3 protein-coding genes, 3 tRNA genes and 1 pseudogene are annotated in these 6,224 nt (G+C 69.2%); 6 read left to right on the top strand and 1 reads right to left on the bottom strand.

The window, feature by feature from the left end:
- The 6 genes and pseudogenes from XM48_RS08900 to XM48_RS08875 all read left to right on the top strand — a co-directional run.
- Positions 1-1,915, top strand: a pseudogene (locus tag XM48_RS08900) (hypothetical protein); the annotation flags it as partial.
- 309 nt (positions 1,916-2,224) lie between these two features.
- A tRNA-Glu gene (locus XM48_RS08895) sits at positions 2,225-2,297 on the top strand.
- A gap of 30 nt (positions 2,298-2,327) precedes the next feature.
- A tRNA-Asp gene (locus XM48_RS08890) sits at positions 2,328-2,404 on the top strand.
- A gap of 62 nt (positions 2,405-2,466) precedes the next feature.
- Positions 2,467-2,539: transfer RNA gene (locus tag XM48_RS08885), tRNA-Phe, on the top strand.
- A 383-nt stretch (positions 2,540-2,922) separates the two neighbouring features.
- Positions 2,923-4,878, top strand: coding sequence for a long-chain fatty acid--CoA ligase (locus XM48_RS08880; RefSeq protein WP_046455447.1), 1,956 nt, complete (start codon positions 2,923-2,925; stop codon positions 4,876-4,878).
- A gap of 2 nt (positions 4,879-4,880) precedes the next feature.
- Entirely contained in the window at positions 4,881-5,756 is an 876-nt protein-coding gene (locus tag XM48_RS08875; protein ID WP_046455446.1) for a DUF1295 domain-containing protein, read from the top strand.
- Here XM48_RS08875 and XM48_RS08870 read toward each other — a convergent pair.
- Entirely contained in the window at positions 5,708-6,208 is a 501-nt protein-coding gene (locus XM48_RS08870) for a hypothetical protein (RefSeq protein WP_046455445.1), read from the bottom strand. The genes XM48_RS08875 and XM48_RS08870 overlap by 49 nt on opposite strands.
- Positions 6,209-6,224 lie beyond the last annotated feature (16 nt).

Below are 6,224 nucleotides of genomic sequence, written 5' to 3'. Positions count from 1 at the left end.
GGCGGCGCGGAGCGCGGCGGCCGCACCGGCGGTCTCGGCTCCGGCGGCCGCACCGAGCGCCGGCAACGGCAGCGACAATCCCGGCAAGAAGATCGGGATCTGCCACGCCCTCGGCAACGGCGGATTCATCTCGATCAGTCCGAACGCCAACGGTGACGTCAGCGGTCACGCGGGCATGAGCCACCAGGGCGGACGGGACATCATCCCGCCGTTCGACTACAACGATCACGGTGTGACTGGGCACTTCCCGGGCCAGAACTGGGACGCGAACGGGCAGGCGATCTTCAACAACAACTGCCAGATCCCGGTCCCCGTGCCCGCGGTCGCGATCGACGTGCAGCAGTGCACCACCGCGAACGGCAGCGTGCCGTTGACAGTGGCGGTGCAGCTCAGCAGCCTCGGCGCCGGGCGCGAGTACGTGGTCGTCATCTCGAAGAACGGCTCGACGGTCTCGACGCAGTCGTTCACCTCGAACGGCACGAGCGCGACGCTGCAGATGTCGGTGAACGGATCCGGAACCTACACTGCCACGATCACCGATTCGGCGAGCGGGAAGAGCGGGACGAAGGAGTTCACGGTGAATCCGTGTCCGACGCCCTTCGGGCTGCCGTCGATCTCGTTGAGCGCAGCGCCCTGCACGGTGCCGGGCGGCGAACTGCCCGGATCGGGCAGCGCGACGCTCACCGGGCTCGTGGTCGGCGACAGCTACACCGTGACGGTCACGCGACCGAGCGGCGGACCCTGGAGCGACACGTTCACCGCGACCGCGACGAGCAAGACGCTCTCGGTTCCGCTGACGGGCGCCGGGAGCTACACGGCGAGCCTCGTCGATACGACGCACGAAGCCTCGGCGGTGCCGTTCACGGTGCAGCTGGCGCCCTGCCCGGATCGGCCGACCATCCAGCTCTCGGTCTCCGAGTGCCCGGCTCCGGACTCGGAGGAGAACGACGGGATCCGAGCCATCACGGTCACGATGGGCGACCTGCAGGCCGGCACGAGCTACGCGCTGAACCTCAGCGATTCGGGCGGCGCGATCTCGACCGACACCTTCGTGGCGGGCGGGAGCTCGGCGACCCGGACGCTCTACGTCGACACGGCCGAGAGCTACACGGTGGAGCTGGCCCTCGCGGGCGGCCCGGCGATGAGCCCGGCGGACACGGCGACGATCACCGTCGCCGAGTGCCCGAAGCCCGAGCCCTTCGACCTGGGGATCGTCAAGACGGCCTCGGCTCCCGAGGGCGGCGTGCAGGTGGGCGACACCATCGAGTACACGCTCGTCGTGACGAACAACGGTCCGGCTGCGGCGTCGAACGTCACCGTGACGGACTCGCTGCCCGCCGGACTCTCGTTCGCCTCGACGGTGAGCACGGCCTCCGGCTGGAGCCTCAGCGGGAGCGGCGGATCGGTATCGGCATCGTTCGGCGGGACCTTCGGTTCGGGCGACAGTGCGACGCTGGTGTTCGACGTGACGGTCGACTCACTGTCCTCCGACTCGGCGACGCTGACCAACACGGCCTGCGTGGCCGGTGATCCGGCGCCGACCGAGGAGGTTCCGATGCCGGAACTCGCCTTCGCCTCCGCCCCGTCGACGCTGCTGGCCTCGCCCGCGGCAGCGGCGGTCGACTCGAACCCGGGGAACGACTGCTCCTCGGCGACGACGCCGGTGAAGACGACGCCGCGGACCACGCCGCCCACGACGACGCCGCCGACCACGACGCCGCCGAAGGCGACGACCCCGCCGGTGACCACGGCGGTGCACACGACGGTGGTGGCGTCGACGCCCGAGAGCGGGCTCGCAGTGACGGGTGGCGACTCGAACGGGGCGCTGGTCGCGCTGGAGTCGCTGCTGGCCCTCTCCGGCCTGCTGGCGCTCTGCTGGGCCTCCGCCCTGCGCCGTCGCTCGCAGGAGCGCTGAGCGGGCTCCTGGGGCCGCTGGGGGCACCTGGGGCGCCCGGGGCACCGTGAGGTGCCCCGGAGCTCCCGGGGCCTCGGCTTCCCCTCCTGATTGAGATTTCCCGACTGGAACGCCCCGGGCTCCTTCCGCCCGGGGCGTTCCGCTGCGGCGGGGGAGGGGCGCTCTGGACACGGCTGAGTCCGAACGGCGCGATCCCAGTCATAGAGCCGCGACACGCCAGGGATCCCGGCCGAAGGGGGCCCGATTTGCATCGACGGCCGAACCCTGCATAAGATATCTACTCGGTAGCCAGTGAGGCGAAAGCCTCTCGGCCCCATCGTTTAGCGGCCTAGGACACCGCCCTTTCACGGCGGCAGCACGGGTTCGAATCCCGTTGGGGTCACTAGCACCAAACTACAATTGAATACACCATGGCCCTGTGGCGCAGTTGGTTAGCGCGCCGCCCTGTCACGGCGGAGGTCGCGGGTTCAAGTCCCGTCAGGGTCGCCATGATGAAGAACCCTTCCCTTGGAAGGGTTTCTTCATCTCCGGCGATCGCCATGTGATCGTTCGGCTCTGTAGCTCAGTTGGTAGAGCGCACGACTGAAAATCGTGAGGTCACGGGATCGACGCCCGTCGGAGCCACTGCGGGAGTATTACGCCCGCTCCGAACCCCCACCTAGCTTCTACATGGTGGGGGTTCTTTTGTATTCTCACGCAGTTCTTGCGATCGCTCGGTTCCGAGCGGTTCCTCCGCGCTGAACCCTGCGGTATCGCGCGAATCTGTATCCCGTCGAGTGCGCGTGCGCTCCGGTGACAGCTCCTGCACCATTGGCGGACTTCGGGTCCGGTGGTGTGCAGCATCCTTTCACGGTGATGGTTTCTGCGGCCGTCGGCCCGGCTATGGGCCCGCTGCGGCCCTGCCGTCGCGGTCCGGCGTGCCCCGAGCGAGCTCTCGAAGGAGGACTATTTCGTATGCCTGGCGTAATGTACACTCTGGTTTAGTAAAACTTGGATCGGAGACCGAGATGCCACCTGCCGCAGATGATCCCGTGGGCTCGAACCCGATCGAGGCCGTTTCGACCTCGCCGTCGCTCGTCGATCTGTCGCATCTCAGCAACGTCACCGATCTCGTGATGCAGCGATTGCGGGACGCGCCCGACCACGTGGCGTTCGAAACCCCCGCCGCCTCCGGAGAACGAGCAGGCGACTGGAAGCCGATCACGACCCGGGAGTTCGTCGAGCAGGTGTCGGCGTGGGCAAAGGGGCTCATCGCGACCGGTGTGGAGCACGGGGACGCCGTGCTGATCGCGGCCCCGACGCAGTACCGGTGGGCGGTCGCCGACTTCGCGGTCCTCTTCGTCGGCGCGGTCGTGGTCCCGATCTACGAGACCTCCGTCGATGCGCACATCGAGGCGGTGCTCACCGATATGCGCCCGGCGGCCGCGTTCGTCGGCGACGGTGCGCTCGGGGAGCGGGTGATTGCCGCGGCGGACCGCGCCGACCTCTCGATCAGGGTCTGGACGCTGGATGACGCGGACGACATCCAGACGCCCGACGCATCCGATCCGTCTCGAGCGCAGGGCATCGGCGAGCTCGTTCGCGGCGGCTTCGACGTGTCCGACGACGAACTGGAGCACCGGCGACGCGGCGCGACCCTGGACGACGTGGCGACGGTCGTCTACACCTCGGGCACGACGGGGGAGCCGAAGGGCGCGCTCATCACGCATCGCAACCTGGCCGGTCAGGTGCTGAACACCGCGGCCGCCTACCGGGAGGTGGTGCGCGAGACCGGCAACACGATCCTGTTCCTGCCGCTCACGCACGTGCTGGGACGAGCCCTGCAGCTCATCTGCGTCTCCGAGGGCATGCGGGTCGCCCACCTGTCGAACCCGAAGGACGTCGTCGCGGCGCTCCGGGTGCTGCGGCCCACTTTCCTCGTCGTCGTGCCGCGCGTGCTCGAGAAGATCCAGGCGGCGGCCGAGACCTCGGCGCGTGAGAAGCACCTGAGCGGCGTTTGGAGCGCCGCGGCGCGCACCGCCGTCGAGTGGGGCGCGCACCTCGAGGAACGCGACCGGGACCCCGGCGTGCGGAGCGGCCGTGCTCTGCGGGTCAGACACGCGCTTTTCGATCGGCTCTTCTTCGGCCGGCTGCGGGCGGTGATGGGTGGGCGCCTCGAATACCTCCTCTCGGGCGCGGCGACGTTGCACCCGGAACTCTCCCTCTTCTTCCGAGGGATCGGCGTTCCCGTCATCGAAGGGTACGGACTGACCGAGACCACGGCTCCGCTCGTGGGTGGGCGGCCGGGAGAACTCCGTGCCGGTTCGGTCGGGCGTCCGCTCCCCGGCAACAGCGTCGCGATCGGCCCCGGCGGTGAGGTGCTGGCTCGAGGGGTCGGCGTGTTCGCCGGATACCGGAATCCCGAGCACACCGCCGCCGCGTTCGTCGACGGCTACTTCCGCACCGGCGACCTGGGTGCGCTCGACGAGGACGGCGCGCTGACGCTGCTCGGCCGCGCGAAGAACGTGATCATCACGTCGACCGGCCGGACCGTATCGCCCGAGACCTGGGAGCAGGCGGTGGAAGCGCACCCCTGGGTGGCGCACGCGATGCTCGTCGGCACCGACCGGCCCTACCTCACCGGGATCGTCGTCGTAGACGCGGAGGCGCTCGCCTCCACGCCCCATGCGCTGCCAGAACCCACCGGGACCGAGCTCGGGATCCTCGACCTCGCAGCCGGTTCCGTCGTGCACGACGAGATCGAGCGGACGGTCGCGCTGGCCAACGCGACGCGATCGCCCGGCGATCGCGCGCAGCACTGGCGGGCGATCGTGCTCCCCGTCGAGCAGCCGGAACGCTTCGTCACGCCGACCATGAAACTGAGGCGCGGCGCGCTCCTCAAAGCGGGGATGCCCCTGATCGACGAGCTCTATTCCTCAGCAGCATCCCCGCGTCGACGGGACACCATCCGGAAAGGGAACTGAACATGCAGCAGTCTCGAGGTCGCTCGATCGCGCTCATCTCGGCGAGCATCGTGCTGGGGGCGCTGCTGGCGTTCGGCGGCAGCCAGCACGGTGCGGCGCTCGGCGGCTTCCCACTGTTCGCGCTCGCCGTGCTCCTGGCGTTCGCCGTGCAGTGGATCGCCTTCATCCCCGCGGCGCTCGGGCGCACGGACCGCTACTTCGACGCCACGGGCAGCCTCACCTACATCGTGGTGACCGCGCTGCTCCTGCTGCTCGCACCCGGCACGGGAACGCGCGGGATCGTCCTGGGCGTCATGGTGATCGTCTGGGCGCTCCGGCTCGGCTCGTTCCTCCTGGTTCGCAATATCCGTTCGGGCGGGGACGACCGCTTCGCGGACATCATCGGCGATCCGGTGCGGTTCCTCTCGGTCTGGAGCATCCAGGGACTCTGGGTCAGCCTCACCGCGGCGGCGGCCTGGATCGCGATCACCTCGGGCGTCGGTGCGAGCGCGGACGGGATGCTGTGGGCCGGGCTCGTGATCTGGGCGGTGGGCTTCACCATCGAGGTGGTCGCCGATCTGCAGAAGTCCCGCTTCAAGCGGGATCCCGTCAACGAGGGACGCTTCATCCGCTCGGGTCTGTGGTCGGTCGTGCGACACCCGAACTACCTGGGCGAGATCCTGCTGTGGAGCGGGGTGCTCGTCGCCGCGGCGCCGGCGCTCCGCGGCTGGCAGTGGATCGCGCTGCTCTCGCCGCTCTTCGTGATCCTGCTGCTCACCCGAGTGAGCGGGATCCCGTTGCTCGAGGCCAAGGCCGAGCGGAAGTGGGGCGATGATCCGGAGTACCGGGCCTACGTCGATCGCACTCCTCGGCTCATCCCGTTCGCTCGTCGCCGCTGAGCCAGCAGCACGATCCACTCGACGACGAGCCACAGCCAGCCGCCGATCCAGAGCAGGGCCGAGGCGAGCATGAGCAGGGTCGACAGCTGCTCGCCGCCGGACGTCGAGGACGTGCCGAGCAGCTCGGTGAACGCCGACCCGTAGATGCCGTCGTCCCCGCCGTCGACGAGGAATACCCCGACGAGCAGGATTCCGGTCGACGTGGTCCACGCCGCGGCGATCCCGCGCTGCCGGCCCGGCGCCGTGTGGAACACGCCCCGCGTTCGCAGCATGCCGTTCGCGGCGATGACGATCTGCAGCGCGTATCCCAGCAGCAGCGGGATCGACGCCATGACGATGATGAACAGCATCCACCCCGGGAACACCGCGGCCTTGATGACGAGCGCGATGACCGGGGCGAGGATCAGGGCGATCCCCGTGGCGACGGCGCCGCTCGACTGGCTCTCGTTCATGGAACGGAGTCTGCCA

Origin of the sequence: Leucobacter sp. Ag1, from assembly GCF_000980875.1 — a bacterium.
GTDB lineage: Bacteria > Actinomycetota > Actinomycetes > Actinomycetales > Microbacteriaceae > Leucobacter > Leucobacter iarius.
The sequence above is the reverse complement of the archived record's forward strand: the minus strand, read 5'-3'. Positions and strand labels throughout refer to the sequence as shown.

Excerpts from the sequence above, each read along its gene's own strand:
- XM48_RS08880 (WP_046455447.1), top strand. The coding sequence starts at position 2,923 with ATGCCACCTGCCGCAGATGATCCCGTGGGCTCGAACCCGATCGAGGCC.
- XM48_RS08875 (WP_046455446.1), top strand. The coding sequence starts at position 4,881 with ATGCAGCAGTCTCGAGGTCGCTCGATCGCGCTCATCTCGGCGAGCATC.
- XM48_RS08870 (WP_046455445.1), bottom strand. The coding sequence starts at position 6,208 with ATGAACGAGAGCCAGTCGAGCGGCGCCGTCGCCACGGGGATCGCCCTG.